Consider the following 25,881-nt stretch of genomic DNA (forward strand, 5'->3'; position numbering starts at 1 on the left):
CTCTCCCCGCAAGCGGGGCGAGGTAAGGGGCAGCGCACCTCACGCCACCATCGCAGCCTTCTCGTCACCATCGATGCCGCGCTGGGCGGCGAGCAGGCTGATGATCTCGGCGTTGGGCCGGGCCTTGCTGAACAGAAAGCCCTGGCCCTCGTCGCAGCCCTCGGCACGCAGGCAGCTCAGTTCGGCTTCGGTCTCGACGCCCTCGGCGGTGATGGTGACGCCAAGGCCTTTGCCGAGGCTGACGATGGAGCGGATGATCGCCTGGGCCTCGCGGTTGGCGCCGAGATCGCGCACGAAGGACTGGTCGATCTTGATCTTGTCGAACGGGAAGCTGCGCAAATAGCTGAGGCTGGAATAGCCGGTGCCGAAATCGTCCATGGAGATGCGGACGCCGAGCGCGCGTAGCGCATGCAGCGTCGCCAGCACCTGCGCGCTCTTTTCGAGCAGCAACGTCTCGGTGATCTCGAGCTCCAGCCGCCGCGCCGGCAGGCCGGAATGTTTCAGCGCGTCCGTCACCACCGAGAGCAGATTGCCGCTGCGGAACTGGAGCGGCGACAGGTTGACGGCGACGCGGACATCGTCCGGCCAGGTCGCGGCATCCAGGCACGCCCGGCGCAGCATCAGGCCGCCGAGCGGATTGATCAGCCCGGTTTCCTCGGCGACCGGAATGAACTCGGCCGGCGAGACCATGCCGCGCTCGGCATGCGGCCAGCGCACCAGCGCCTCGAAGCCGGTGATGCGGCCGCTCGAGAGGTCGATCAGCGGCTGGTAATAAGGGCGCAGCACGTCGTTCTGGATCGCGTCGCGCAGCTCAACCTCGATCTTGCGGCGGCTCTGCGCCTTGGCGTCGAGCGCGGCCTCGAAGAACGCAAAGGTGCCGCGGGCATCGGCTTTGGCGCGCGACAGTGCCATGTCGGCGCTCTTGAGCAGTTTTTCGGAATCATCGCCGTCGCCGGGCGCCATCGCGATGCCGATGGAGGCGCCGATCACCACGGAATGGCCATCGAGCAGATAGGGATCGGCGATGGCTTCCAGTAAGCGCTTGGCCAGCATCACCGCATCCTCGGGACGCGTTAGCCCGCTCTGCACGATCGCGAACTCGTCGGAGTTCAGCCGCGCCAGCGCGTCCTCCTCGCGCAAGGTCGAGCGCAGCCGCTTGGCGACGCCGCGCAGCAGCTTGTCGCCGACCGCGTGTCCCAGCGTGTCGTTGACCGCCTTGAAATTGTCCAGCCCCAGCATCAGCAGCGCGACCTCGTCGGAGCTGCGCCGCATATGCAGCAGCATCTCGTCCACCTGCTGGCGCAGCAGGTTGCGGTTCGGCAAGCCAGTCAGCCCGTCATGCTGGGCCATGAAGGCGAGCCGCGCCTCGGCGCGCTTGCGCTCGGTGATGTCCATCAGCGCCAGCAGCACCGCGGGCCGATCGGCATAGGTCAATTCGCGCGAATAGATCGCAAGGTCGATCAGCGCGCCGTTGGCCTTGACGTGCTTCCAGGTGCGCGCGGCCTGCTCCTCGCTGGACCGATCGGTGGTCCAGGGCGGCTCGCTGTCGAAAGCCTGCAACGAGCGGATCTTCAGCTTCTCGAACTCGGCGCGGCTATAGCCGTAATGGGAAATCGCGGCATCGTTGACGCCGAGGATGCGCTCGTCGTCGAGCGCACAGACGATCATCGGGACGGGATTGCCGTCGAACAGCAGGCGGAACGAGGCCTCGCGCTGCTTCAACTCGGTGATGTCGACGCGCAGGCCGACCACGCCGCCGTCGTCGGTCAGCCGCTCGTCGATCAGGATGACGCGGCCGTCCGCGAGCATCTGCTCGTGGCGCGCGCCGGGCTGATAGAGTTTCTGCAGCCGCTCGGCGATCCACTCGTCCTCGTGGCCGGCAGCCTCGGGATAGTCGCCACGCGCGACGCCGATGCGCAGCGTGTCCTCGAGGCGCGCGCCTTCCTCGAACAGATCGGCGGTCTTGCTGTAGATCTCGGCGTATTTCCTGTTCCAGAGCACGTAACGGCCTTCGGCATCGAGAAACACGATGCCTTGCGGCAGGATGTCGATGGCCTGGCGCAGGCGCTCATGGGATTTGCGGGCCTCGGCAATCGCGGCTTCCGCCTCGGCGCGGCGGCGCAGGAGTTCGTCGCGTTCGGAAACGGGTTGAGGCGCGCGCGCGAAGCGCGGCTTGCGCGGCTGTCGGCGAGCCCGGGCGAGCACGCCTCTCTTTCGCTTTGCTGTTTTTCGAGACCCCAAACTCAACTCTATGCGTCCCAGTCGCGCCCAGTGGCAGCAAGTTTTGGGGCAAGTGTCTGAAAAAAAAGTAATCTTGGGTGGCTTGTCGGTCGGTCGCACAGTCTGGTGGCCGCAGAAAAGCAGCCCTCATTGCCGCTTTGCGCGGCGCGACAGCGCCGCCGGGCGTGCCAAGCCCATCACATCGTCGTCATCGGAGAACGCGATGGCGCAAAATTGCGCGCTGCCTTGAATCATTTCCGAGATCGCGCGCGAATGCATACAGAGGGCTGGGAGCACGCCTCCCACGCACGAATTTTGGTCAATGCACGAGAGGGTTATCGCGTCGTTAAAAATCGGCCGGCCGCGCGTAGGGAACTGCGACTTTCGGACAATATTTCGGCCGAAGGACTGTTTCTTAACCCTGACGCAGCGTTGCGTTATAAGGATGACAGCATGAGTCCCCGCCGCCTCGCCCCTCTCCTCCTTGTCATGACGTTCCTGACCGTCGGCGCCGCGCTGGCCCAGGACAAGGGCAGCGTCAACTCAAAACCGCTACCGCCGCTCGCCAACCCAAACGATCCCAGCATCGGCGCCAAGGAGCTGTTCGCGCGAAAGCTGCTGCCGTCGAAGGGAACGGCTCATGTCATCGGCTCCTACACCAAGGGCTGTATCGGCGGCGCCATGCAAATGCCGCTCAACGGCGACAATTGGCAGGTGATGCGGCTGTCGCGTAACCGCAATTACGGTCATCCCGACATGATCGCGCTGATCAAACGGCTCGCGGCCAGAGCGCACAAGGACGCGGGATGGCCGGGCATTCTGGTCGGCGACATCGCCCAGCCGCGCGGCGGGCCGGCACTGTCAGGCCATGCCAGCCATCAAATTGGCCTGGATGCCGACATCTGGCTGACGCCGATGCCGGACCGTCGTTTGTCACGCGAGGAGCGCGAGGACATGTCGGCGGTGATGATGGTGCGCCAGGACCGGCTCGACATCGACCCCAAGGTGTTCACGCCTGCTCATGTGCTGGTGCTGCGCGACGCAGCGCAGGAGCCGGCAGTACAGCGCATCTTCGTCAATCCCGCGATCAAGAAGGCGCTGTGCCGGGAGGCCAAGGGCGACCGCTCGTGGCTGTCGAAAATCCGGCCGTGGTGGGGCCACGACTATCACTTCCACATCCGCATGCGCTGCCCTGCGGGCTCGAGCGAATGCGAAGGCCAGTCGTCGCAATCCGAGGACGAAGGCTGCAAGCCGTCCGACCTCGCCTACTGGTTCAGCGACGCCGTGCTGCACCCGAAGCCTCCGCCGGAGCCGCCGAAGCCAAAGCCGCCGATGACGCTGGCGCAGATGCCGGCGGCCTGCAAGGCGGTGCTGCACGCGGTGGATGCGAAGCAATAGGCGGCTGGCTGGGCAAGCTGCCGCCTCGCCCACCGCTGTCGTCCCGGGGCGCTTGAAGCGCGAGCCCGGGATCCATAACCATAGGGGGCGGTGGTTGAGCGAAGCGGTAACTCCGAGTCTTCGTCAAATTCCTCCCTGGGACTATGGATCCCGGATCTGCGCTCCGCTTCGCTGCGCTTGTCCTGGATGACAGAGTCATTACTGGCTCCCATCCTCTGAAATGCGCTAGGATCGCCTTGCCGCTTTGCCGTAAGCCGAGCGGCCCTGTCGGGACGCGCATCCCGCCCTTCAGCAATGACCGCAAGCCCCGCATCGTTCGCGTGGCCAACGATGAGATTTGACATGCGCGTCCTCACCTTCCTCGCCGTGCTCTCGCTCAGTGCGACCTCCGCTCTGGCCGCCGAAGAGCCCAGCGGCTGCGACAAGTTCAAATGGCCGATCGAGCGTGAGCGCGCCGCGCTCACCGCGCCGGACCGCGCCAAGCTCGTCTCGGGGAGCGAGCAGGCGGCCTTGCCGTCGTCGGCCATCACGCTGGGGCTGGTGGCCCCCGCGGACGCAAAGCTGCCGACGTCGCCCGAAAGGGCGCCGAAGGACGGCACCTTCGCGGGCTTCACCAGCATCAAGGCGCCGAAGGCCGGGCTCTACACCGTCAGCCTGTCCAGCGGGGCCTGGGTGGACGTGGTCCAGGACGGGCATTTCCTCAAGCCCGTGGCCTTCAGCGGCGCGACCGATTGCGACGGCATCCGCAAGACCATGAAATACGAGCTGTCGGCGCAGCCTTTCGTGCTCCAGGTCAGCGGCGCCAAGGACAATTCGCTGTCGATCGCGATCCTGCCGGCACAATAGGCCAAACGGTCGCCTTTGACCTCGGGCTCCGGCCTGCTATCTTCGCAGCTGCGATATCCCTGCCGGCCGTAAGCCGTCGCAAGGCCCCGTGGAACAGCGCTTTCCGCCCGTCGCACGCCAACCCACCCAACGCCAGATTTGCGCGTGCATTCGCGCGCGCGAACTCGCACGGAGCGCACTCCATGATTCGTATTGCCGGACTTTTCACCGCTTTCGTCCTCCTCGCAGGCGCGAGCCTTTCGCCCGCCGCCGCCGAGGACAAGACCATCACCGTGTTCGCCGCGGCCTCGATGAAGAACGCGCTCGACGAGATCGACGCCGCCTACACCGCCAAGACCGGCGTCAAGTTCAGCGTCAGCTATGCCGCAAGCTCGGTGCTTGCCAAGCAGATCGAGCAGGGCGCGCCGGCCGACGTGTTCGTCTCCGCCGACACCGACTGGATGGACTACGCGATCTCGAAGAAGACCATCAACGAGCCGACCCGCGTCAATTTGCTCGGCAACAGCATCGTGCTGATCGCGCCGAAGGACTCCAAGATCGACAACGTCACGATCGCGCAAGGCTTTGACCTCGCCAAGCTCGCGGGCGACGGCAAGATCGCGACCGGCGACGTCAAGTCCGTGCCGGTCGGCAAATACGCCAAGGCGGCGCTGGAGAAGCTGGGCGCATGGCAGGCTGCGGAGCCGAAATTCGCCATGGCCGAGAGCGTGCGCGCCGCGCTGACGCTGGTGGCGCGTGGTGAGGCCAATCTCGGCATCGTCTATTCGACCGACGCCAAGGTCGAGCCCGGCGTGAAGGTCGTCGGCACCTTCCCGGCGGATTCGCATCCCGCGATCATCTATCCGGTTGCCGCGACCACCACCGCGAAGCCCGAGACCAACGACTATCTCGCCTTTCTGCGCTCGACCGCTGCCAAGACCATTCTGGAAAAATACGGCTTCAAGTTCCTGATCAGCCCGACGACTTGATATCTACAACTTGATGCTCGAGATCTCTCCCGCCGAATGGACGGCGATCCTGCTCTCGCTCAGGGTCGCCGTCATCGCCACGCTGGTCGCAACGCCGTTCGGCATTGCGCTGGCATGGCTGCTTGCCCGCCATGATTTCTGGGGCAAATCGGTGCTCGATGCGCTCGTGCATCTGCCGCTGGTACTGCCGCCTGTCGTTACGGGCTATCTCCTGCTCCTCACCTTTGGTCGCAAGGGACTCGTCGGCGGATTTCTGGCCGACTATCTCGGTATCGTCTTCGCGTTTCGCTGGACCGGGGCGGCGCTCGCCTGCGGCCTGATGTCGTTTCCGCTGCTGGTGCGCCCGATGCGGCTGTCGATCGAGGCGATCGACCGCCGACTCGAGCAGGCGGCTGAGACGCTGGGAGCGGCGCCCTGGAAAGTGTTCTTCACGGTGACGCTACCTCTGGCGCTGCCCGGCGTGCTAGCCGGCATGGTGCTGGGCTTTGCCAAGGCGATCGGCGAGTTCGGCGCGACCATCACCTTCGTCTCCAACATTCCCGGCGAAACCCAGACGATTTCCTCGGCGATCTACTCGCTAATCCAGACGCCCGATGGCGACGCGGCCGCGGGACGACTCGTGATCATCTCGATCGTGCTCGCGCTCGGCGCGCTGATCGCCGCCGAATGGTTCGCCCGCCGCGCCACACAGCGCTTGCACGGGAACTGACCATGCTGCGCGTCGACATCGAAAAACAACTCGGCGAATTCTCGCTCTCCGCAACCTTCACCAGCGAAGGTCGCGTCATCGGCCTGTTCGGCGCGTCGGGCGCCGGCAAGAGCTCGCTGGTCAACATGATCGCAGGCCTGCTGCGGCCCGACCGCGGCACCATCGTGATCGACGGCGAGACCGTCGACGACACCGCGGCCGGCATCCATGTGCCGACCTATCGCCGCCGCATCGGCTATGTATTCCAGGACGCGCGGCTGTTTCCGCATCTCAACGTCGCGCAGAATCTCGACTATGGAAGGCGGATGAACGGCCTCACGCCCGATCCTGCCCAGCACAAGCGCATCATCGAGCTGCTCGACATCGGCGCGCTCCTTGATCGCCGTCCAGGAAAGCTCTCCGGCGGCGAACGCCAGCGCGTCGCGCTCGGGCGCGCGCTGCTGTCGAGGCCGCGCCTGCTGCTGCTCGACGAACCGCTCGGCGCGCTCGACGAGGGCCGCAAGCTGGAGATCCTGCCCTATCTGGTGCGGCTGCGCGACGAGGCCAATGTCCCCATGGTCTATGTCAGCCACGACGTCGCCGAGCTGCGCCAGCTCGCGACGCAGATCGTGATGCTGAAGCAGGGCCGCGTGACGTCGTTCGGCGGGGTGAAGGTGTTGACGTGAGGGGCGCTGACGGCTTGCCGAGACACCTCGCCCCACCATCGCTGTCATGAAGGCGGGGCATCCAGTACGCCGCGGCTTCTCGGTTCAATCACAATCGTCTCGGATTACTGGATCGCCCGGTCAAGCCGGGCGATGACAGCGAGGTTGTGGCGGCGGCGCGCAAGCAATGGTGAGCGCTAAACCCCCGCCACCGACGTCCACAAATCCGCGAGCTTGCGCTGCAGCGCCTGCCGGCGCGTCAGCGGCGCGGGCGTTTCCTCGTCCTCCGGCAGACGCAGGCCGACGAGGTTGACGCGGCCGCCGGAGATGCTGCGCGCGACCAGCACGATCTCGTCCAGCGGCAGCTCGGCGCCCTCCTTCGGCGCGCGGTCGAGATGGACGTCGAAATAGTCGGCGAGGGTCAGCTTGCCGTCATCCTCGCCGACCTTCACGCCGTAGATCTCGGCAAGCTCGGCCAGCGTGTGCTCGCCGGAGACCATGAAGTCGCCGAGCAGATGCGGATCCGGCGCCGAGCTCGGCTGCATGTCGACGAAGAAGCGGTCGAGCGACTCGGCCTTTTCCGGCGGGGCCAGCAGATAGATGTAGTCGCCGGGCGCGATCGGCTCGGCTTCCGTCGGGGTCAAGATGTTCTCATTGCGGATGACCAGCGTCGGCTTGGACCAGGACGGGATCAGACCGCGGCGGAAATACAGGCTCTTGGGCCGCACCGGATAGCCGACAAGTTGCTGCTCGAGCTGGCCGGGCAGATCCAGCTCGACGCGGCGTGGACCACGCTCGGCGCGCGGCAGCGCCACGTGCAGCTTGCGCGCCGCGGGCGCAAGCGTCCAGCCTTGCAGCAGCAGTGAGATGATGACGACGACGAAGGCGACGTCGAAATAAAGATAGGCCTTCGACAGGCCGACCAGCATCGGGATCGACGCCAGGAAGATCGCGACGGCACCGCGCAGGCCGGTCCAGGCGATGAAGATCTTTTCGCGCCAGTTGAAGCGGAACGGCGCCAGGCACACGAACACCGCGATCGGCCGCGCGACCAGCATCAGGACGAACGCAACCCCGACCGCCGGCAACACGCTGGTGCCGAGCCGGCTCGGCGAAACCAGCAGGCCCAGCAGCACGAACATCACGATCTGCGCCAGCCACGTCGCGGCATCCAGGAATGCCACCACGGAATTATGCGCGCGGGTCGGGCGGTTGCCGATGATGATGCCGGCGAGATAGACCGCGAGGAATCCGGAGGCGTGCATGATCTGCGAGCCGCCGAAGATCACGAGCGCCGCGGTCGTGACAAACGGCGCATGCAGGCCCTGCGGCAGCGCAACCCGGTTGAGCGCGACGACGACGAGACGACCCCCGAGGAAGCCGACGACGGCGCCCAGCACCGCCTCCTGGATGAACTCCATCGCCACATGGCCCGCCGAGCTCGATCCCAGCGAGATGTATTCGACCAGCATCAAGGTGAGGAAGATCGCGAAGGGATCGTTGGTGCCGGATTCGGCCTCCAGCGTCGCGCCGACGCGCGGACGCAGGCGCAGGCCCTGGGTGTGCACCAGCAGGAACACCGCAGCCGCGTCGGTCGAGGCCACGACGGCACCGACCAGCAGCGCTTCCGTCCAGTTGAGGTCGAGCGCGTATTTGGCGAACGGCGCCGTGATCAGCGCGGTCAGAAGCACCCCGACGGTCGCGAGCACAACGGAGGGCGCGAGCACGGTGCGGATGCTGGCAAAGCGCGTCTTCAGGCCGCCGTCGAACAGGATCAGGGCGAGCGCCACCGAGCCGACCAGATAGGTGGTGCGGACATCGTCGAACTGAAGCTGCCCGGGGCCGGAATCGCCTGCGAGCATGCCGATGGCAAGGAAGACGAGCAGCAGGGGCGCGCCGAAGCGCAGAGCAAGCAGGCTCGACAGGATACCGGCCATGACGAGGACGGCGCCGAGCAATATGGCGAGGCTGACAGAGTCGAGGGAAGCCATCCACCTTCCGGGTACAAATCGCTGGAATTGCATCCTTATCGTCGGCAGACTCCCACGCCAACCCATTTTCTCCCGCTCGCGGCAATCTGCCCGTATTTTGCGGCCTTAACGCGCTTCACTTAGCGGTGTATCGATGGCCCGGCGGCGCCCTTTGTGGAATTCTGCGCCGCCCTCGAATCAAATCCTCCCGCCTGCTTGCCGACGAGACCGATGGACATGGACCTCAAAGACTTCATGGAGTTCGTGCAGACCACCGCGCGCAGCGTCGGGGCGGAAATCTCCTCGCCCTGGTTCTACCTGCAATTCGGCCTGATCCTGGCCGCGGCCGGCATCGCCTATGCCGCGGAAGCCGGGGTTCGCAACCGCATCGACATGACAACGCTGGCGATACACTGGCCGCTGCCGCTCCGGCACTTCGCCCGGGTGATGGTCTCGAGCGCCTCGACGGCGGTGTTCACCCTGATGGTGATCCTCTCCCGCGTGGTGATGTATCACGCGACCTGGCCGAGCCGCAGCTATCTCCTGATGGTCGCCGCCAAGCTGGGACTGGCCTGGCTTGCGATCCGGCTCGTGACCTCGGTGCTGCGCAACGCCTTCATCGTCAAGCTGGTGTCTATCTCGGCGTGGTTCGTCGCGGCGCTGTCCATCATCGGACAGCTCGACACGACGGTCGAGCTGCTCGATTCCTTTGCGATCGTGCTCGGCGGCCTGCGGCTGACGCCGCTGCTGGTGATCAAGGCCGGCGCGCTCCTGCTCATCGCGCTCTGGGCCACCAACATCGCCAGCAATTTCGCCGAGAGCCGGATCAACTCGACCACCGATCTGACCCCGTCGGTGCAGGTGCTGCTGGTCAAGATCATCCGGATCGGGCTGCTGGCCATCGCAATCGTCATCGCGCTCGGCGCGGTCGGTATCGATCTCTCGGCGCTCGCGGTGTTCTCCGGCGCGGTCGGCGTCGGCATCGGTATCGGCCTACAGAAGATCGTCGCCAACTTCATCTCGGGCATCATCCTGCTTGCGGACAAGTCGGTGAAGCCGGGCGACCTCGTCACCATCGGCGACAATACCGGGCGCATCAGCGCGATGAAGACGCGCTATATTTCCGTCGCCGCCGGCGATGGCCGCGAATTCCTGGTGCCGAACGAGGACCTGGTGACGCAGAAGGTCGTCAACTGGACCTATACCGACAAGAACACGCTGGTGAAGATCGCCTTCGGCACCAATTACGACGCCGACCCGCGGCTGGTTTGCAAGCTCGCCGCGGAGACCGCGGCCGCCCATCCCCGCGCGCAGAAGGGCAAGCCGCCGAACAGCATCCTGACCGAGTTCGCGGAAGCCGGGATGAAGTTCTCGCTGACCTTCTGGATCGCGGACCCCGACGGCATGGATGGCGTCAAGAGTGACGTGATGCTGGCGCTATGGGAGGCCTTCAAGCGCGAGGGCATCCGGGTTCCCTATCCCGTCCGCGAGATTCGCGTCCGGGGCGGCGCCCTGCCGGTGGAAACCACCGTAGAAGTCCCGAATTAGGCCCTGTTTCGGGCGCAAGAGCCACACCTGACTTGCATGAGGGCCCGTGATCATTAGATTATGGCCCTGAAATCAAGCCCTTCCGCCGACATCGAGACCAGCCCCGCATGAGCTACGTCGAAGCCTCCGATACCTCCCTGCGCAAGACCGGACAGATCAAGCTGCACGGGCCGAGCGCCTTCGCCGGCATGCACAAGGCGGGCGCGCTGGTGGCGAAGTGCCTCGACGAGCTCACCGATATCGTCGGGCCCGGCGTGCCGACCGAGCGCATCGACCAGTTCGTCCGCGACTTCGCTTTCAGCCACGGCGCCTATCCGGCGACGCTGATGTATCGCGGCTACCGCTACTCGACCTGCACCTCGCTCAACCACGTGGTCTGCCACGGCATGCCCGGTGACCGTCCGTTGAAGGAAGGCGACATCGTCAACATCGACGTCACCTTCATCGTCGACGGCTGGTACGGCGATTCCAGCCGGATGTATGCGGTCGGCCCGATCGCCCGCAAGGCCGAGCGGCTGATCGAGGTGACGTATGAGGCGATGATGCGCGGCATCGCCGCGGTCAAGCCGGGCGCCACCACCGGCGACATCGGCCACGCCATCCAGAGCTTCGTCGAGCCGCAAGGCATGAGCGTGGTGCGCGATTTCTGCGGCCATGGCCTGGGGCGCATGTTCCACGACGAGCCGAACATCATCCATATCGGCCGGCCCGGCGAAGGCGTTCAGCTCAAGCCCGGCATGTTCTTCACCATCGAGCCGATGATCAATCTCGGCAAGCCGCACGTGAAGATCCTCTCCGACGGCTGGACCGCGGTGACCCGCGACCGCTCGCTGTCGGCGCAGTTCGAGCACTCCGTCGGCGTGACCGCGACAGGCGTCGAGATCTTCACGCTGTCGAAGCGGCACGGCGAGACGCAGATCGGGTGATGCCCGGCAGGACCGCGATGCGATCCTGCCATCCTGTTCGCCGGCGACGATCCGTCGTCAGAGGCGGACCTCTTACAGCACGTAGCCACCATCGATGGTGAGGCTGGCGCCGGTCATATAGCCGGATTCCGGGCCCGCCACATATGACACCAGCGCGGCGATCTCGCCGGGCTCACCGACGCGCTTCAACGGAACGATCTCTTTCAGCCGCGACACCATCGTGGCCGTCATGTCGGTCTCGGTCGGGCCCGGCTGGACGTTGTTGACCGTGATCCGGCGAGGCGCCAGGTCGAGCGCAACGCCGCGGACCAAGGAGGCAACGGCGGCCTTCGTCATGGCATAGACGCTGCCTCCCGGCGTCCCTGTCCGGATCGCCGTGTTGCTCCCGATCGTGATGATGCGGCCGCCGTCACGCATCTGCCCGGCTGCCGCCTGGATGGCCAGAAAGACGCCGCGGATATTCACATCGAGAATGAGGTCGAGGTCTTCCAGGCTGAACTGCTCGACGGGACCGAGGCGGAGAATGCCCGCGTTGACGACGACCGCATCAAGCACCCCAAGCCGGCTCACGGTCTCGGCGACGGCCGCGCGAATCGCGGCGGGATCGGCGCTATCGGCCTTGATCGCGATGGCCTTGCGGCCAGCGTTCTCGATCGCGGCCACGATTTCGGCGGCACTGTCCGGTCGCGACACGTAGGTTAGCGCGATATCGAACCCGTCCCGTGCGAGACGGACCGCGATCGCGGCGCCAATGCCGCGCGCTCCACCAAACACCAACGCGACTTTGCTGCTCATTTTCTCTCTCCTCTTTTTGAACGATCGTTCCAGATTTGACAAAAAAAAATTACCCGAGGGCGCGCAATGCGATTGCGCCGAGCGCCCGTAATTGGCGCGGCCTGGCGCCACCGCGCGCGGCGATTCGAATACCGGCAACATTCGCCAGCAGAAACTCGGCTGCGTCGTCGGCGTCGAGATCCCGCGCCACGTCGCCGTCGGCCTGCGCTTCGCGCAAGCGTTTCGAAACAGCGCCCTGGAGCGCGCGGCCTGACGCCGCATGGATGCTGGTGAGGTCATCCCGCGAGCGGCCGAACTCGCTGATCGAGCCGATGCCCAGGCAAGCCTCGTTCGCGTCGCGAACGACGCGGTCGATCATCGCCCTGAGGCCGTCAATCGCGCGCGGCGGCGCCCGCAGCGCGGCAAGATGGGCTTCGACCTCGCTGGCCGCGTAGCGGCGCACCGCGGCGCAATAGAGTTGCCATTTGTCGCCAAACGTATCGTAGATGCTCTGGCGGCCGATCCCCATGGCGTCAACAAGCATCGGCGTAGAGGTTCCCTCGAAACCGTGCTCGCGAAACGCACCGATCGCGGCATCGAGCGCCTCGTCCTGATCGAATTCCTTGGTCCTTGCCATGATACGACAATAGTTATTCTGGAACGAATAGTCAATTATCAAATGCAGCGGCATTGCCCGCGACATGGCGGGAAGCAGATCGGGTGATGCCTGGCTCGGCGGCCTAGTGGCGGCGCCGGAATGACGACGGCAGCCGCTTGTAGGTCGCGACAAATGCATCGTTGAATCTGCGAACGCTGCCGAAACCGGCGGCGAAGGCGATCTCCGACAATGTCATGCTGGTCTGGTCGATCAGACGCTTGGCTTCCTGCACACGGCGGGTCGCGGCGATCTCGCTCGGGCTCGCACCGGCGTGGCGCATGAACAGGCGGAGCAGATGGCGCGGCCCGACTCCCAGGACTTCCGCAAGGTCCATCATCGACGCGCGATCCAGGAATCCGTCATTGATCAGGCGCATCCCGCGCGCGACGGTGGTGGCCGTTCCCATCCAGGCCGGCGATCCCGGCGCGGTTTCCGGCCGGCAGCGCAGGCACGGGCGAAAGCCGGCGCGCTCGGCGGCAGCGGCGGTCGCATAAAAGGTGACGTTCTCGGAGCGCGCCGGGCGAACCGGGCAGACCGGCCGGCAGTAGATCCTCGTCGAGCGAACGCCGGAGAAGAACAGCCCGTCGAACGCGCGTGCCCGCGCCAGCCGCGCCCGATCGCAGGTGTCCCAGTCGAGATGCGGCGGCAGCGTTTGCCGATGTGCCGAGCCTGTTGCCATGGCGGAAGAATAGTTTCATCGCAGCCCGCCGAGTAGCTGGAATCGGACTCGATCGGGCGATGAGGTCCGAATCCAGCCAGCCTGCGCCACCACGCCGGATCATGGTCCCGGTCCATCCCGGAGCAGATTCGCAATGCACACGCAGGCCCAACAAACGACGTCAGGACAAACCACGCTCACGTTCGAGATCGGGCTCCTGCTCCTCCTCTCATTAATCTGGGGCAGCTCGTTCACGCTGATCAAGGTCGCAATCCCGACGATCCCGCCGTTCACGATGGTCGCCGCGCGCGTGACGATCGCGGCCATTCTCCTGATCGCGATCGCTCGCGCTCAGGGGCACGCTCTTCCCGCCCGGGGACCGGTGTGGGCGGCTTTCTTCGCGCAGGGGCTGCTACAGAGCGCGCTGCCGTTTACCCTGATCAGCTGGGGCGAGCTGCATATCGCAAGCGGTCTCGCCGGCGTGCTCAATGCGACCCCGCCGATGTTCGTGCTCGCGATCGCGATGATGACCGGACGCGGGCGACAGGCGATCAGCAGCCGGAAGATCATCGGCGTCGCGCTCGGTCTTGCGGGCGTCGCGGTGACGATCGGCATCGATGCGCTGTCCGCCTTGGGCACGACGGCCCCGCTGGCGCAGGCCGCCGTGCTCGGCGCAAGCCTCTGCTACGCGCTCGCACCGATATGGGGGCAGCGGTTCTCCGGCTTTCCCGCCACCGTCACGGCGGCCGGCGCCATGAGCTGTGCCGCGATCCTCATGGTCCCTGCCGCACTCGTCCTCGAGCGACCCTGGACGCTGGCACCGACTTCGCACGCGGTCGCGGCCGTCGTCAGCCTCGCGGTGATCTGCACGGCGCTCGCGATGGTGATCTATTTCCGCCTGATCCGCACGCTCGGCCCACTCGGCACGACCAGCGGCAGCTATCTGCGCGCCGGCTTCGCGGTGGCGCTCGGCACGGCATGGCTTGGCGAACGCTTCACCTGGTCGGCCCTTGCAGGCATGACGCTCATTCTCGCCGGGGTCATCGCCATCACGATGCCCCTGCCGGCGCGGCAGCGTGGTCTCGAACAGTGAGAGCGTCAGCGGGGCGGTCTCTTGGACCGCCCCCGAACCGCCGTTACCGATCAGGCGTGATTGACCTCGACGACCTCGCACAGGATCGTCTCGGCCTTCGACAGCGCCGCAAGGCTCTGGATGTACGGCGCAAATCGCGGATCCCGGCGAAAATTCTCGATGTCCCCCGCGCTTGCCCATTGCGAGTAGTTGATCGCGCGCCGGCCCTCCTTGCTGGCGTGGACGCTGGACGAGATGAACCCGGGCTGCTTGCTGAAGAAGGTCTCGGTGCCCTCCTTCAGCAACTGAACCAGCTTTTGCTGGTTGTCCGGCTCGACCGTGAAGACGTTGACGAGGGTCGTGACGTCGCTACCGGTGCGAATGGTCGCTTCCATTTTCGAACTCCTGTTCTGGCTGTGGGACGGCGCCGCTTGCGCGACGAGCAAGACGCCCGCTCCGAGGCCGGTGGCAACGAAGGCACGGCGCGACGGCTCAGGTCTGGTCCGGGACATTGATATTCTCCTGTTGCGGAAGATCGGCTGGCCACTCGACCGGCCAACAGCGCTGAGACGAACGAGGCAGGAGAACGAAGACAGCTGGTGTGAAATTTTTTCCGACGGCTCAATCGCCCCGAGCATAGGCGGCGCCGGGAATCCGGGCCGGCAACATCCTGACCGGCTCCCGGCGTTGCCGATGCGCGCGAACTCTGCTACCCGGAGCGCGCCGAAAAAGGCATGGCCGGATTGGTAAGCCCGGCCTGTTCCTGACTTGCCAGGAATTCTGCCACCGTCTCCACGGTAGGACCCACGGCCGGACAGAGTGACGCGATCGTCACGCTGCTCGGCGGGTCATGTCATCGTGTCAACTCGGCCGCCGCTCAGTGTGGAATCTCGTTCCGTCCGTTCCTTCACCTGACCGGAGAGCACCTATGCGACTGCAACATCTCAACCTCGTGACCTCGGACGTCACCGCGCTTGCCGCCTTCTTCCAGCGCTTCTTCCGCTTTGCACCCTATGCCTCGCGCGGCGAAGCCCTCGTCGTCCTGCGCAACAAGGAGGATTTCATCCTGACCGTGATGCGCGGCAAGACAGGCGAGCCGGCCGAATATCCCGCCAATTTCCATATCGGCTTCTACTACGACGAGGCCGCCGAGGTGGAAGCCAAGCACGCCGAGCTAAAGGCCGCGGGCCTCAACCCGAGCAGGATCGCCTCCATGGACCGTGGCGGCGGCGTCCGCGTCCCGCACTTCTATGTCACCGCGCCGGGCAATGTCCTGGTCGAGGTCTGCCCCCCGCCGGGAGGGCTTTCGCCGTAGGCGGACGACGAGGCGCCGGCGGTCGTGCCAATGAGCGAGCCGCCGGGGCCGGACACTTCCCGGTTGCAAAACACGCGCCGTACGGCATGGTTATGCCTGATGCCCGCCAAGACCGACCACGACAAGAGCAAGCCCGAGGACGCGCCGCACTATCACGGCCATCGCGAGCGGCTGCGCGAGCGCTTCTACAGCGCCGGCGCGGATGCGCTCAGCGACTACGAGCTGCTGGAGATGGCGCTGTTTCCGGCGCTGCCGCGGCGCGACACCAAACCGCTGGCGAAAATGCTGATCAAGACCTTTGGCTCGTTCGCCGAGGTCGTGCACGCGCCGGTGGCACGCCTGCGCGAGGTCGACGGCATCGGCGAAGCCGCGATCCACCAGCTCAAGCTGATCGCGGCGGCGACCCATCGCGTCGCCAAGGGCGAGGTCAACAGCCGCAACGCGCTGTCGTCCTGGAACGAAGTAATCGATTATTGCCGCTCCAGCATGGCCTTTGCCGACAAGGAGCAATTCCGCCTGCTCTTCCTCGACAAGCGCAACCAGCTCATCGCCGACGAGGTGCAGCAAACCGGCACCGTCGACCACACCCCGGTCTATCCGCGCGAGGTGATCAAGCGCGCGCTGGAGCTGTCGGCGACCGCGCTGATCCTGGTGCACAACCACCCCAGCGGCGATCCCTCGCCGTCACAGGCCGACATCCAGATGACCAAGGCCATCATCGACATCGCCAAGCCGCTCGGCATCGCCGTGCACGACCACATCATCGTCGGCAAACAAGGTCACGCCAGTCTGAAGGGACTGAAGCTGATCTAAACGACGTCCCCTCTTGGGGGCTAAAGCGGACCTTACCGCGAACCTCGCAAAACGACGCGATTGCCCCAGAGCAGTCATCAGTCCCGCTGGCAACTCGAGGTTGTCCAGAGAGCACGGCGTAGATCCGTTGGATCAGCATTGTTGTCCCATGCGTGACTCGTAAGCGACAGCGGTCGGGATAATGGATTGCTGCCGCGATCGCCACAGATGCGGCGTCTTCGCACAACAATTCTGGTGCTCGTTGCCTTTCGCGATCGCGTGTGATCGGGCGCAACAAAATGGAACTGCGCAAGCCTTTGCGATTACTTGCCGGTCAGGCGCCGCGTCGGCACCCTCTGCGAGCACGGGTGCTTTCCGTTGTTCTGCCTTGCGTGATTATCATCGCCGCACCGCAAGCGGCCCGCGCTCAATGTACAACTGATCCCGTCAACGGCGGCATCCTTCAGAACGGCGGAACCTGCGTAGCCAATAATCCGGTGAGCACCGGTTTCAACATCGCGGTCAGCGCGTTGAACGGCGCAAACGTGACGACCAATGGCACGGTGTCGGCCAATGGTGGTGGAACAGGAATCCAGGCCACCACCAACGCCACGGTCACCGCAAACGCAAATGTAACCGCCGCCAGCACTGGCCTGATTGCGAACACCGGCGGCACGATCATCATTAATGCGATCACCCTGGCGAATTCTGGCGGCGGCGGCGCGGCCATGATCGCCACCACCGGCACGATCATCGCGAATAGCACGACCGTGAATTGGAACGGCGGCGCCGCGGTCGGGGTGGGCGGGGTAGTGCAGGCCACGGCGGGAGGTCTGATTCAATTCACACCTGGCTCGTCGATCAATCTCGCCGGTGGCTTCGGCAAGTTGATGACCGCCGACGGTGCGACAAGCCAAATCATCGCCAATGGTCTTTCCGTGAACATGGGTGTTTCGGGCGGCATGACCGCGGCTACGGCGCAGAACGGGGGGAGTATCCAGCTCGCGAGCGGCAGCAGCATCACGTTCGCCGGAGGCGGCGGGAATACCGGCCTATCGGCAACAGGGGCCAACAGTTCGATCACGGCGACCGATCTGAGCTTGTCGGTAGGTAATGGCGGTGGTGATGTCGGTGTGAACGCCGTGTCCGGGGGCCAGGTAACGTTGACGCGCGGCTCCGTTACCGTTCCGGGCATTGGCGGCGGGGAGATAGGACTTCGGGCGACGGGGGCGAACAGCCTGGTTACCGCAAACGATGTGGTCGTCAGCGTGACGGGAGGCGGTGGAAACGCTGGAGTGAATGCGACGACTGGCGGCACCGTTACGACGAGTGGTGGCTCGGTGTCCGTCGTCAACGGCGCGGGCGGGCTGCTGCAGAACGGCGGCAACGTAACTATGACCGGAACCGACGCGACCGCGTCAGGAAATGGCGGCTTCGGCTTTCTGTTCAACGGTAGCGGAAACACGTTGCAGTACAGCAACGCCACCATCGTGGCCAGCGCCGCCTCCTTCTCGGTGCAGGGCGCCGCGGCCAACATCAGTCTTAGTAATGCCGTCGCAGTAACAAATAACAACACCCTGCTCGAAACGGTGTCTGGAGCCAGCACGACGTTCAACGCACAGGCATCGACCTTGCGAGGGGTGATCACGACGGCGGCCGGCGGCATCAGCACAGTCACCCTTGCGCAGAATACCGTCTGGACGATGACGGGCAATTCGAACGCAACCAACCTGACCAACAACAGCAGTGAGATCATCTTCACCCCGCCGACCGCGGACCCCACACAACTGTCGAGCTACAAGACGCTGATTGCGAATAACTATGGGGGCGCAGGCGGCTCGATCACGCTCAATACTTTTCTCGGCAACGACACTTCGCCATCCGACAGGTTAGTCATCAACGGCGGCGCAGCGACGGGCTCGACAGCTCTCAGAGTATTGAACACGACCGGTCCCGGCGATCAGACCGTTGCGAACGGCATCCTTTTGGTGCAGACCGTCAACAACGCCACCACGGCGCCCGGCGCTTTCTCGCTCGCCGGCGAGGTGCGCGGCGGCGCTTATGATTACTTCCTGTTTCGCGGCGGCATTAACGGCAATGCGCCCCAGGATTGGTTCCTGCGCTCGACTTTCGATTCGGGGCCGACACCCCCGGACCCGCCGATTGTCCCGCCGCCGATCCTGCCGCCCGATCCGCCGCCGGACGGCCTGCCGCCCGGCTCCTACCCAATCATCGGGCCTGGACTTGCAACCTACGGGTCCGTTCAACCTATGGCCCGGCAAATCGGCCTCGCCACGCTTGGTACGCTCAACCAGCGAGTCGGCGACACAATGACATTGTTGAATGCGGGTGCCGACCCCAATGGCTGGGGCCGGTCAGACTGGGCGCGCGTTTTCGGTCAGCAGATCAACGGCCACTACCAGGCCTTCGCCGACCCGCGCACCGATGGCTGGCTGGCGGGCTTCCAAGGCGGAATCGATCTCTGGCGCGGCAGCACCATCCCCGGTCACCGCGACTCTGCTGGACTTTACTTCGCCTATACCCAGGCGCGGGCCGACGTGACCGGGCTGGTCACAAACCCGGCGGCCACTGGCTACATGCTCACCCACACCGGGACCAACGACATCCAGGCTTACTCGGCCGGCGGCTACTGGACACACTACGGTCCGACCGGCTGGTACCTCGACGCGATCCTGCAGGGGACGCTCTATCGCGGCAACGCGACGACGCAATTCACGCAATTGCCGCTCACGGGCGCCGGCTTCGTTGCTTCGCTGGAGACGGGCTATCCAATCCCGATGCCGCTTGGCCCAGGCTTCGTGCTCGAGCCGCAGGCCCAGATCATCTGGCAACGGGTCTCGTTCGACGAAGCCAATGACGGCCTGGGCCCGGTCGGGCTGGGCACGACGTCGGGTCCGATCGGACGGCTCGGCCTGCGCGGGCAGTGGAATACCACGAGCAGCAACGGGATGCTCTGGCAGCCTTATGCAGGCGTCAATTACTGGCGCAGCTGGGGCGCGGGAGCGGACACCACTTTTGGCATCGATCAAGTGCTGCTGCTGCAGAAGATGCAGACGGTCGAAACTTTCGTCGGCTTCACCGGCAAGCTCGACAAGAGCTACAGCGTCTATGCTCAATTCGGTTATCAATTCGAGGTCGGCAGCACGGTCAACGCGGGCCCGCAAGGCGCCAAAGGCACCGCGGGCATACGCTACAGCTGGTGAATAGGGTTTCATCAAGCTGCTTGCGATCTCTACGCGCAGCGAGGCCCGCATTCCGCGGCCTGCCGTATACACTATGTGCATGTCCGGATGCGGCCCTGTTTGGCCGCTTCCATGCGGCCGTCTTCGCTTGGTCACCAATGCCCCGGATTGGCAGCCTACAACGCGCCGATCGCCTCGGCTAAAGCATGATCCGGAAAAGTGCGCAGCGGTTTTCCCTCGCGACAAACGCGGAGCGCGTTTGCGCGGAGATCATGCTCAAACAACAACCTAAAGCGCGATGACGATTCATCCCAATCTCATCGCGCTTTAGGCAAGATGACTGGCCAGCCGGAAGGTCTCTCAGCGAGCTCGGCAGGGCGGGCCGATGATCACTTCCTTACGGCAGCGACCCTCTAAGGTCCGCGACACCAAAATCTACCGTGGCTCCGCCACCGTTCTCAGAAGTCGTCTGGGTGCGGGCCTCGCTGTGCGCTGACACAGCGATGACCCGGTCGCCTTTCTTCTCCGCCAGTCCGACATTTCGAGCGAGGATCGCGCCAAGCAAAAGCATCGTGACCATCAGCCCGCTCACGGACGCAGTCACATAAACATTGGACCAATTGCGCATCACTACACCACCCATGCGCATCGCCCCGGCCCGATGCAACATGCGTCGTTGAGTCGTTAGGCGATTTGGTGGCGCGGCAGTGGCGTTCTGGAGTTCACCTCACTTGTTACGCGGTGGCGGCCACTCGTTGCATGTTCGTGGCGAGCGGATTGCTTTGAGCAGCCTTTCCTGTGGACCGCCGCACTTCCATCACAGGAGGCAGCATGGACTCAGGCATACTCCGAAATTGCGCGGCTTGCTCTCCCGGCCGCGCGGATCTGGCCTGGAGCCCCGGCTGTTACGGTCGGGGCTCTCTTTGGAGCGGCTCTCTGAGACCGTTCAGCTTGGCCTCGGACGGCGGTCTTGGTGCTGCCAGTCGCCTAAGCCACTAACCCGATCACTAGCTCCGTCAGAACTGCTGACGTTGCTATCCGCTTCCGGGATTTCAGCGCTGTTCGTCTGGATCAGACATAGCTGTTTCTGCATCTCGACGAGGCGCGCGCGGCCATACTGCCACCGGATAAAGCCGCAGCCGCGCCGTGCTAATTGTTGCGCGCAGCTCAAATGACGACAATTCCGGGCTGCATCGTGCGCGTCGGACTGAAGCATCACTTGCGCTGATCTGTTTACGGCGACTTCCGCTTCTGGCCGATATTGTTGCAAAAGTCGATTTTCGCCGATGACCAAAATTCTGCGGGCCGTGGGCGCGACTTTCGCGTACAAGATGCGGGGGACCTCACGGCCTCACGCAAAATTCACAGGCGACTTCGGTAGCGCGATTGAGGTCATACGAATCAGCGATCGCTCGCTGCTTAGTGTTTTCGCGAAAAATCTTGAGCCCTGCAACTTTCGACTTTTGCAACACAATCGGCCCGTCTCGGACCTCACGACGCCGAAGCAGAATGTCCGCCACTGAGGTGAGAGCTGAAGTCCGCTGATGGTCCCTAGTGAGTGAAATGGCTTATAAAGGCGCTTCCACGTGTTAACGTGATCATCACGAACGATCACTGCTTACAGTCCCCTGCTACTACCCAACCTAAAAAATCTATTGTGTGTTCAACGCATTACGTGAAGCGATAGATTCATCCACAATCACCCCTCAGGCGATCCCTCGCCGTCACAGGCCGACATCCAGATGACCAAGGCCATCATCGACATCGCAAAGCCGCTCGGCATCGCCGTGCACGACCACATCATCGTCGGCAAGAGCAGGCATGCCAGGCTGCGCGGGATGCGGTTGATCTAGAGCCTCAAATCAGATGACAAGGACACAATGAGCGACTGGCTGCACAATCTGCCGGTGCCTGCAATGGCGCTGGTGATCTTTGGATTCACGTACCTGCTCGCCGCGGCCATCTTCGCAGGCATCGCGCTGGTCGCAACGGAGGAGCGCGCGAAGTCGCTGAAGGCGATCTCGCCGGGCATGCTGCCGGTGCTCGGCATCATCTTCGGCCTGTTCGTCGCCTTCATCGCCGCGCAGGTCTGGGGCGACAGCGACCGCGCCAGCGCTGCGGTGAGCCGCGAGGCCAGTGCGCTGCGCAGCGCCGTGCTGCTGGCCGCCGGCCTGCCGGCGGAGCAGGAGACGAAGCTGCGCGGCCTGGTGCGCGACTATGTCGGGCAGGCCGTCGCGGTGGAATGGCCGATGATGGCGCATCAGGAGGTGTCGCTGAAGGTCACACCGCCGGCGCTCGCCGAAGCCCTGCAGTTCGTCGTTGCCATGACGCCGCAAGGCCCCGGGCAGGCGAATGTGCAGCGCGAGCTCATCGCCGCGCTGGAGCAGGCGCTGGACGCGCGGCGGCAGCGGATCATCGTCAGCCTCGCCGCAGTGAACCCGGTCAAATGGTGGTGCCTGTACCTCCAGGCGGCCTGCGCGCTGCTGGTGATCGGCCTCGTTCATTGCGACAACCGGCTGGGATCGGCAATCGCGATGGGCCTGTTCGCCACCGGCGTCGCCACCTCCGTGCTGCTCATCGCCGCGCATGACCGGCCGTTCGCCGGCCAGATCTCGATCCAGCCGGAGCCGCTGCTCCAGATCATGCCGGCAGACCCCGGCAAGAGTTGAGCAGAGCGGCCGCCCGAGAGGGCATCTCACCGGACGAGTTGCCATCCCTTCGGCGTCCAGCGCAGCAGCGTGCCGGACAGCGGCTTCGGGGCGCGCGCCATCATGTTCCGGGCCAGCGTCCGCAGCGCGTCGATCGCGGCACTGCCGTCTTCGCTTGCATAGAGCACGAGATCGGCCGACGGCGCCGCGACGATCAGGACACCGCCCTGGGCCTGCGCGAGCGGCGCCCAGCTGTCGATCAGCGCGAGCCGGCTGGTCTGATAATAGTCCCCCGTCAGCGTGCCAAACTGTCCTGATGGGACCGCTTTTGCAACGGTCGTGAGCGGCTTCACGCTGCTGCGCAGATTGGCGATGGCGATGTCGAAGACCTGGTCCTGCGTCAAGCCGAGCGCGGCACGATCCTTGTCGTTGAACACCTTGACCGCCCGCGGCGAGTCCAGCACCGGGACGATCACCAGCCCCTCTGCCAGGGGCCGCGTCTGCGCCGGGCCGCGCGCATCGACCTCCCGAAGCGCCTGCCGCATGTAGTCAGCCGAGCGCACGACCACGCGAAGGGCTGCTCGGGTCGGCGGATCGTTCCGGCTGCTCGCCGTTGCCTTGACGCCGCTGACATAGGCGCCGATCTCCCTGGCGCAGCCGCCCGTATTGGCCTTGCAGAAGGCGTAGATGCGGTCGATGTTGGTTTGCAGTGGACCGACCGACAGCGTCAGCGGTCCCTTGATCACGACCGGGGTGTCACGAATCTCGGCGCGGATACGCTCGGCCACGAAAGCCGTAAACGCGGGTTCGTCGGCTGGAATCTGTTGCGCCCGGGCAGCCCCGGCTCCGACGAGATCGCCGGCCACGATCGCGGCGATCAGCCACCGGCATATGCGAGATCGGATGCTCATGCGAACCACCAGCTCGGGAGAGCGGCTCGCCGGCCGATACTCACCCCTCCGCGTCCAATCTACTGCCGGGCGCCGTCAATCCTGTGGGCGCCGGCGGTTGATCGATCAATAGCAATAGCGTTGGCTGACCCGGACGTAATAGCCGTCGGGACGCTGCACATAACAGCCGCGCTGATAGGCGTAGTAACCGGAGCGGCGGCGCTCGCCCTCGGAAGCGATCGCAGCGCCCGTGCCGGCACCGACGACGGCGCCGATTGCGGCGCCGCGGCCTCCGCCGAGCGCACCACCGAGGATCGCCCCGCCGACACCGCCGATGATCGCACCGCCGATGGCATCCTGGGCTGCAGCCTCATGCGCCGGCATCGCCATCGCGACCGTCAGACATGCCGCGATTCCAAAACTTCCAATGCGAAGACCTCGAAGCATGCTCGCCCTCCCTGTGATGAGCCAGTCATAGCGCCGGAAGCGGATTCGGACCAGACAAATAGCCGGCAGCGCGGCTCGCGACGCCTACGCGATGGCGCCGGAGGCGCAGCGCGAAGACGGCTCAAACCATGCCGCGAGCGACGCACAGGCCGGCCAATCGGACGTCAGGGATAGATCCAGCGCTGCACGGCCTCGGCGGTGTCGGCCGGCGTGAAGTTGAAGCAGATCGCGGCGTCAGGCGCCAGTTGATGGACGAGGTTGAGCACCTTCTCGAACAGCAGCGGGCGCTCTTTCGGCTCGCGCAGCCCCGCGCCGATCACGATGCAGTCGAAGCGCTCGTCGCGCAGTGCGGCCGTGACGCCGGCTTCGGCGGTCGCGTCGAGATCGATCAGGCAGCTCGTGACCTCGTAGCCGAGATCACGCAGGCGCAGCAATTGCGCTTCGATGTAATGGCGCACGAGCTCCGGCGTGAGCTGCGGAATGCGCTGTAATCCGCACTGCCGGGTTCGATGCCGATCGCGAGGACGCGCTTGGCCATGCAGGGCTCCCTACCGCATCATCTAAAATGCTAACGGACGAACGACCTTGCCGGTTCCCCCACTGGCGGGTCGCGCCGCCGGCGAAGGCGCGGGTCCCGTCCTGCGGCACATTTTCCCGCCCAGGCTGTAAGCCATTTCACATGCGCCGGGCCGGCAACCTGCCACATTTGCCGGAGATCCCGTTGGAGTCACACCCCTATCACGGCGCCTCGTCCATATCTGACTTGCACGAAATTTCGATAATTCATCAATTTTCGGGAGCGGAAGATGGTCTCATTCGAGAATCTGAAAAGCGAGTACGAGCGGAATTGGTCCAATCTCGAGATCCGGCCTTCCCGCCTCGCCGACGCGAATGGAGTCGCGCGCAAGGCGATCAACGGCAAGGCGACCTATCAGCAGATCGAGCGGCTGACCGGAGTCCCCTGGTATTTTGCCGCGCTGTGCCACTACCGCGAATCCAACTTCGATTTCGACACCTATCTCGGCAACGGCGAAACGCTTCATCGCGTGACGAGCATCGTTCCGAAGGGGCGCGGCCCCTTTACCACGTTCGTGGACGGCGCCGTGGACGCGTTCAGAATCGAGAACTTCATCGGCGCCCACGACTGGGGCATCGCGCGGATGCTGTTCCGGCTCGAGGCGTTCAACGGCTTCGGCTATCACTCGAAGGGCTGCAATTCGCCCTACCTCTATGGCGGTTCGACGCTGTACGGCCCGCCCGAGGCGAGGGCCGGCAAATTCGTCCGCGACCACGTGTTCGACTCGAACCACGTCGATTCCCAGCTCGGCACGGCGGTGATCTTGCATGCGATGATGTCGCTCGATTCCTCGATCACCCTCGACGGTAGCCCGCAATTCGCCGGCCGCACCGAGCCCGAGGACGATGCCGCGTCGACGATTGTTCTGATGCAGCAGGCGCTCAACAAGCTCGGCGCCAATCCGCCGCTCGTCGAGGACGGCATCAGTGGACCGAAGACCGGGGCCGCGGTCTCGCAATTTCAGCAGCAGAACGGCCTGAGGGATACCGGGCTTCTCGACGGGGCCACGGTCGCGGCGCTCACGCGTGCAACGCAGGCGGGAGGCTCCCTGCCGAGTGGCGATATTTCCAAGGTCCTGAAGCGGCTGGAAGACCTCGCACAGTTGCTGCGACCGGCAGCCGGCGGCGTAACACCGGGAACGACGACACCGGGCAACACGCTGCCCGCCACCAACGATCCGATCAGCCTGTTCGAACGGCTCTTCTCCCTCATCAACAAGACGGCGCCCGTGCCAGGACCGGTCAGTCCGACCAACCCGGCCCCCGTCGATCAGTTGAAGCAGGTCGTCGACCTGCTCAGCACCTTGCTCAACAAGGACGGCAAGCCCATGCTCGGCCAGGTCAACGGCGCGCTCGGCGAGACCATCGGCAAGCTGCTCGACGGCAAGAAGACGGCACTTGGCATCGGCGGCTCGGTGCTCACTGCGCTGCTCTCTTCGGTGACCGCGAGCCCGAATGCAGGCGGTATTGCCGGACTGCTCGGAACGATCGTATCGGCGGTGCCGGGCCTCGGCCAGTTCGCGATGCCGATCTCGCTGGCGCTCACGGCCTGGGGCGTGCTCGGCAAGTTCGAGAAGTGGGCGCAAGGCACCGCGCCGCCGCCGAAGCCGACGACGTAA

At 64.9% G+C, this 25,881-nt stretch carries 22 protein-coding genes and 2 pseudogenes; 14 read left to right on the plus strand and 10 right to left on the minus strand.

The genetic code is table 11. The features are described 5' to 3' along the window. Positions 1-39: 39 nt before the first annotated feature. Positions 40-2,205 carry an EAL domain-containing protein gene (locus tag CT676_RS28620; RefSeq protein ID WP_135215886.1) on the minus strand — a complete coding sequence of 722 codons (2,166 nt, stop codon included), beginning with the start codon at positions 2,203-2,205 and terminating at the stop codon, positions 40-42. A 468-nt stretch (positions 2,206-2,673) separates the two neighbouring features. On the opposite strand from CT676_RS28620, the gene mepA reads away from it, so the two are divergent. The 5 genes from mepA to modC all read left to right on the plus strand — a co-directional run bounded on the left by mepA (position 2,674) and on the right by modC (position 6,806). After that, positions 2,674-3,618 (plus strand): penicillin-insensitive murein endopeptidase, encoded by a 945-nt coding sequence (gene mepA, locus CT676_RS28625; protein ID WP_085402658.1) that lies wholly within the window; start codon positions 2,674-2,676, stop codon positions 3,616-3,618. Positions 3,619-3,960: 342 nt separating this feature from the next. After that, the gene (locus tag CT676_RS28630; protein WP_085402659.1) at positions 3,961-4,464 is read left to right on the plus strand and encodes a hypothetical protein; all 504 of its coding nucleotides are present in this window, start codon (positions 3,961-3,963) and stop codon (positions 4,462-4,464) included. Between the two features lie 182 nt (positions 4,465-4,646). Continuing rightward, positions 4,647-5,432 (plus strand): molybdate ABC transporter substrate-binding protein, encoded by a 786-nt coding sequence (modA, locus tag CT676_RS28635; RefSeq protein WP_085402660.1) that lies wholly within the window; start codon positions 4,647-4,649, stop codon positions 5,430-5,432. A 13-nt stretch (positions 5,433-5,445) separates the two neighbouring features. Continuing rightward, the gene (modB, locus tag CT676_RS28640) at positions 5,446-6,141 is read left to right on the plus strand and encodes a molybdate ABC transporter permease subunit (RefSeq protein WP_028148288.1); all 696 of its coding nucleotides are present in this window, start codon (positions 5,446-5,448) and stop codon (positions 6,139-6,141) included. 2 nt (positions 6,142-6,143) lie between these two features. After that, positions 6,144-6,806: a molybdenum ABC transporter ATP-binding protein gene (gene modC, locus CT676_RS28645; RefSeq protein WP_085402661.1), complete on the plus strand. Its 663-nt coding sequence runs from the start codon at positions 6,144-6,146 to the stop codon at positions 6,804-6,806. Positions 6,807-6,982: 176 nt separating this feature from the next. On the opposite strand, the gene CT676_RS28650 is transcribed toward modC, so the two are convergent. Further along, a complete protein-coding gene (locus tag CT676_RS28650) occupies positions 6,983-8,776 on the minus strand; it encodes a potassium/proton antiporter (RefSeq protein ID WP_085402662.1) in 1,794 nt (597 codons plus the stop codon). A 210-nt stretch (positions 8,777-8,986) separates the two neighbouring features. Between CT676_RS28650 and CT676_RS28655 the strand changes: the two genes are divergently transcribed. Together CT676_RS28655 and map are read left to right on the plus strand one after the other, a co-directional pair. Continuing rightward, a complete protein-coding gene (locus CT676_RS28655; protein ID WP_085402663.1) occupies positions 8,987-10,303 on the plus strand; it encodes a mechanosensitive ion channel domain-containing protein in 1,317 nt (438 codons plus the stop codon). Positions 10,304-10,410: 107 nt separating this feature from the next. Beyond that, positions 10,411-11,229, plus strand: a complete 819-nt coding sequence (map, locus tag CT676_RS28660) for a type I methionyl aminopeptidase (protein ID WP_063980716.1) — start codon at positions 10,411-10,413, stop codon at positions 11,227-11,229. Positions 11,230-11,301: 72 nt separating this feature from the next. Here the strand turns inward: map and CT676_RS28665 are convergent, their stop codons facing one another. The 3 genes from CT676_RS28665 to CT676_RS28675 form a co-directional block, all read right to left on the minus strand. Continuing rightward, complete coding sequence (locus tag CT676_RS28665; protein WP_094184218.1) at positions 11,302-12,024, minus strand: 3-oxoacyl-ACP reductase family protein; 723 nt, start codon at positions 12,022-12,024, stop codon at positions 11,302-11,304. Positions 12,025-12,073: 49 nt separating this feature from the next. Then, on the minus strand, positions 12,074-12,640 hold the full coding sequence (locus CT676_RS28670; RefSeq protein ID WP_085402664.1) for a TetR/AcrR family transcriptional regulator: 567 nt from the start codon (positions 12,638-12,640) through the stop codon (positions 12,074-12,076). 103 nt (positions 12,641-12,743) lie between these two features. After that, positions 12,744-13,340 carry an Ada metal-binding domain-containing protein gene (locus CT676_RS28675; protein ID WP_135215887.1) on the minus strand — a complete coding sequence of 199 codons (597 nt, stop codon included), beginning with the start codon at positions 13,338-13,340 and terminating at the stop codon, positions 12,744-12,746. Positions 13,341-13,473: 133 nt separating this feature from the next. On the opposite strand from CT676_RS28675, the gene CT676_RS28680 reads away from it, so the two are divergent. Then, complete coding sequence (locus CT676_RS28680; RefSeq protein ID WP_085402666.1) at positions 13,474-14,412, plus strand: EamA family transporter; 939 nt, start codon at positions 13,474-13,476, stop codon at positions 14,410-14,412. Positions 14,413-14,462: 50 nt separating this feature from the next. On the opposite strand, the gene CT676_RS28685 is transcribed toward CT676_RS28680, so the two are convergent. Beyond that, on the minus strand, positions 14,463-14,903 hold the full coding sequence (locus CT676_RS28685) for an antibiotic biosynthesis monooxygenase family protein (RefSeq protein ID WP_244623290.1): 441 nt from the start codon (positions 14,901-14,903) through the stop codon (positions 14,463-14,465). A 416-nt stretch (positions 14,904-15,319) separates the two neighbouring features. Here CT676_RS28685 and CT676_RS28690 point away from each other — a divergent pair, with 416 nt between their 5' ends. The 3 genes from CT676_RS28690 (at position 15,320) to CT676_RS45405 (ending at position 19,722) form a co-directional block, all read left to right on the plus strand. Further along, entirely contained in the window at positions 15,320-15,706 is a 387-nt protein-coding gene (locus CT676_RS28690) for a VOC family protein (RefSeq protein ID WP_135215888.1), read from the plus strand. A gap of 99 nt (positions 15,707-15,805) precedes the next feature. After that, the gene (radC, locus tag CT676_RS28695) at positions 15,806-16,519 is read left to right on the plus strand and encodes a DNA repair protein RadC (RefSeq protein ID WP_085402669.1); all 714 of its coding nucleotides are present in this window, start codon (positions 15,806-15,808) and stop codon (positions 16,517-16,519) included. Between the two features lie 278 nt (positions 16,520-16,797). Then, positions 16,798-19,722, plus strand: coding sequence for an autotransporter outer membrane beta-barrel domain-containing protein (locus CT676_RS45405; RefSeq protein ID WP_244623291.1), 2,925 nt, complete (start codon positions 16,798-16,800; stop codon positions 19,720-19,722). A gap of 376 nt (positions 19,723-20,098) precedes the next feature. On the opposite strand, the gene CT676_RS28705 is transcribed toward CT676_RS45405, so the two are convergent. Next, a complete protein-coding gene (locus CT676_RS28705) occupies positions 20,099-20,344 on the minus strand; it encodes a hypothetical protein (protein WP_135215889.1) in 246 nt (81 codons plus the stop codon). 1,048 nt (positions 20,345-21,392) lie between these two features. On the opposite strand from CT676_RS28705, the pseudogene CT676_RS28710 reads away from it, so the two are divergent. Beyond that, positions 21,393-21,554: pseudogene (locus CT676_RS28710) on the plus strand (JAB domain-containing protein); the annotation flags it as partial. A gap of 27 nt (positions 21,555-21,581) precedes the next feature. Continuing rightward, positions 21,582-22,370, plus strand: a complete 789-nt coding sequence (locus tag CT676_RS28715; protein ID WP_085402671.1) for a DUF4239 domain-containing protein — start codon at positions 21,582-21,584, stop codon at positions 22,368-22,370. A 26-nt stretch (positions 22,371-22,396) separates the two neighbouring features. Here the strand turns inward: CT676_RS28715 and CT676_RS28720 are convergent, their stop codons facing one another. The 3 genes and pseudogenes from CT676_RS28720 to CT676_RS28730 form a co-directional block, all read right to left on the minus strand. After that, positions 22,397-23,260 carry a hypothetical protein gene (locus tag CT676_RS28720; RefSeq protein ID WP_244623292.1) on the minus strand — a complete coding sequence of 288 codons (864 nt, stop codon included), beginning with the start codon at positions 23,258-23,260 and terminating at the stop codon, positions 22,397-22,399. 105 nt (positions 23,261-23,365) lie between these two features. Further along, the gene (locus tag CT676_RS28725; protein ID WP_063980706.1) at positions 23,366-23,686 is read right to left on the minus strand and encodes a hypothetical protein; all 321 of its coding nucleotides are present in this window, start codon (positions 23,684-23,686) and stop codon (positions 23,366-23,368) included. 164 nt (positions 23,687-23,850) lie between these two features. Next, positions 23,851-24,224, minus strand: a pseudogene (locus CT676_RS28730) (hypothetical protein). 268 nt (positions 24,225-24,492) lie between these two features. On the opposite strand from CT676_RS28730, the gene CT676_RS28735 reads away from it, so the two are divergent. Then, positions 24,493-25,881: a peptidoglycan-binding protein gene (locus CT676_RS28735; protein ID WP_085402672.1), complete on the plus strand. Its 1,389-nt coding sequence runs from the start codon at positions 24,493-24,495 to the stop codon at positions 25,879-25,881.

The organism is Bradyrhizobium sp. MOS001, from assembly GCF_004634465.1.
Classification (GTDB): Bacteria; Pseudomonadota; Alphaproteobacteria; order Rhizobiales; family Xanthobacteraceae; genus Bradyrhizobium; species Bradyrhizobium barranii.